The 2,893-nt window shown below is 65.5% G+C and carries 1 protein-coding gene; it reads right to left on the bottom strand.

Annotated elements, in window-relative coordinates:
• The coding region (locus LG661_RS24365; RefSeq protein ID WP_230534585.1) for an autotransporter outer membrane beta-barrel domain-containing protein at positions 1-2,884 on the bottom strand (2,884 nt) is incomplete at its 3' end.
• Between the last annotated feature and the right edge of the window lie 9 nt (positions 2,885-2,893).

Genomic DNA, 2,893 nt, shown 5'->3' on the forward strand with positions numbered 1-2,893 from the left:
CGAACCTCCATGTGAAGCTACCCTTTACCGCGTGCTCCTGCGCCCGTGCCCCGATCTGCCCGGAATAGGACACGCCCAGCGCCATGTCCCTGTTGATCTGCCAGTCGAGACCAGCCTCCGCCACAAGGGCGTCCCGGTCGAGCGGAACACTGGAGACCGCGAAGGCGGATGCTCCGCCCGAGAAGGCGAGCAGCGCAGCAGGCTCAAAGTCGCCATAGGCCCGACGCCAGCCGACCATGCCCCTGAGTGTCAATGGGAGATCGTTGCTGATCCGCGCCTCGGCCCGGAGCCCCAGCGTGGTGGTCGCGAGCTCATGCGTGCGGCTGAACCCGGTGAGCGCAGCAATGCCTCCGTTCTCGACGAAGCTGTCCGTGTGCAGGCGCATGACGGACGCACCAAGGAACGGCTCAAGCGTCACCCGCCCGAGCTCGAAGGCATAGCCGACCTCCGCAAAAGCCGTCAGGCTCGAGCCGTTGTAGGACGCATTCGTCTGATCGGCAAAGCCCGGGAAGGTGATCGTGCGGGTGGTGTCGATGTCGTGCCAGGCATAGGATGCGCCGGCCCGCAGGTTGACGGCTCCCCACTGGGCCGTGCCGTAGATCGCGCCGAACGTGGTCTCGTTCGAGCCGGAGGACAGGCGCCCGTCCACGTCGAAGGTGGTGCGGGAAAACCCGCCGGCGATGCCAAGCGTGGAGGTCTCGTCGAGCCGCGCCTCGGCGCCGATGACGAAGCCGCCCGTGGAGGTATCCACGCCGGCGGCGTTGCCGTTAGCGCGGATCTGCCCCCACGAGCCGAAGCCTTCGCCCCAGAGGGCGAAGCGGTGCGGATCGAGGCTCGGAAGCACCAGAGCCTCCGGTGCCATCCCACGGGCCGGCCGATCGGCAGCGTATGCGGCCGCAACTGTACCGGTCTGGCCGACGGGGGCAGGCGCGGGAGTGCTGCGCATGCGGTTCAGCAGCAGGTCCTGCGTCCGCAAGGCTCCACTCAGGAGAGAGCTGGCTGCGCTGCCGTGAACCTCACCCGAGAGTGCATCGAATGACTGACGGGCGCCACCGGCGCTCTGACCGACAACCGCATCGAACAGGCGGTTGCCGTTGCCCAGGGCTTCCACGGCCTCGGCCGTGTTGAACTGATTCCTGGTCTGAGCAACCGACGAGAAGCGTAACGGCTTGGGCGGTGTCTCTTCCTCCGCGTTATCCGTCTTACGGGACAGGGTGAGGACGACAGAGTTGGGATCGTAGTCGAGGGCTGGCGTCAGGAAGGCAAGGTTGGAGGTCACGCGCGAGAACGCGCCCGAGACGCCCCCATCCGCCGTGAGGATTTTGTAGCTCGTTGACGGCTTGTAGCTGCCGTTCTCAGCCAGCACCCGCACAGTGCCGCCGGCAATCGTGGCCTGTCCCGTGGCCTCGATGCGGTCGGAGTTGCCTGCGGCATCGACCTCGACCTCATAGGTCGAGCCTGCCCCGAAGCTGACCGGACCGTTGACGCGCAGCGTACCGATGGAGTTGCCCGGCGCGATCATGCCGCCGGACTGAGCTTCCAGCCCGCCGATCTGACCCGAGCCGCCGAGGATACCTCCGGATGCGACGGTGACGGATGAAGCCAGTGAGCCGTTGGCCTTCAGGCGACCTTCCCGCACGAGGGTCCCCCCCGTATAGGTGCTCGCTCCCGTCAGGTTCAGGACCCCTGCCCCGGTCTTGTGAAACCCGCCGCTTCCGGAGATCCTGGCGGCGAGGGTTGCATCCGTGGCCTGCCGGAGCTCCAGGGTTCCGTCATTCTCAATGTCGCCCGTGCCAAAGCTCGAGGCCGATCCCGCGAGCGTCCCGGCCTCAATCCTCGTGCCGCCCGTGTACGTGTTGCCGTCGCCGAGGACCAGCGTTCCCGCACCGCTCTTGGCGAGTTTGCCTGATCCTGTGACGGGCAGGTTGAGTGTGGCCGTGGCGCCATTGCTCACGTTGATGCCGCTCTCGCCTCCAGCCATGGCGAGCTCCCCATTTGAGCCGGACTGGAGCACGTAGCCGTTGCTCTCGAAGCGCAGGTTGGAGAACGTCTGCGTCCCCTGCACGTCGATTTGGCCGGATGAGCCGCCGAAGATCGCCGTATTGCCGCTCCAGCCAACCTGGAGATTGCTGCCGGGGTTCAGCCAGGTTGATCCTGCGGACCAGGTGCCGGACCCGCCCTTCCAGTTCTGATCGCCCGCGACAGGGCCGACCACGAGACTGATCCTGCCGGCCTCGGTTTTGAGGGAGAAGCTCCCCGGCTGGTATCCGGCGGGGGCGCTGGCAAGGACCATTCCGTTGTTCGTGGTCCCGGTGCTGTCGAACAGGGCGAAGGTGCCATAGGACAGGATTGAGGCGGGGTTGATCCTCAGCGCGCCTCCTACGGTGAGGTTTCCATTGACGAAAAAGACCGGGATCCCTGCAGTCCTGAACGTTGCGTCGACGCTCGAGGCAGCATCGAGGTGAAGCGAGCTCATTCCCAAGGGCGAGGTGCCCAAGCCTGCGAGAGTGGCTCCGGCGTCAACAGCGACGTGTCCACGGATGGGCCCGGCGCCACTCAGGGTCGCTCCGGACCGAACCTGGACGTCGCTGGTCATGGAACCCAGAATGGAGAGCGTGCCAGCCTCCACGACTGTGCCACCCTGGATGGAATTGATGAGACCTGACAGGGTGAGGACGCCATCTCCTGCCTTTATGAGACGACCAAGGCTGTGGATGCTGCCTCCGAAGTTGCCTTCGCCAATGGTGAGGTCGTTCTGGTCAGTCTGGACCGTACCCGTTCCCCAGAGGCTCTTGATGGAGCGAGCACCGTCGGCCCAACCGATGGTAAAAGCCCCTAAACTCGAAACATGGATGGCGGAAGAGCTGAGGGAGCCAGCACCCATGAGATCAAG

The organism is Microvirga roseola (assembly GCF_020866965.1).
GTDB lineage: Bacteria > Pseudomonadota > Alphaproteobacteria > Rhizobiales > Beijerinckiaceae > Microvirga > Microvirga roseola.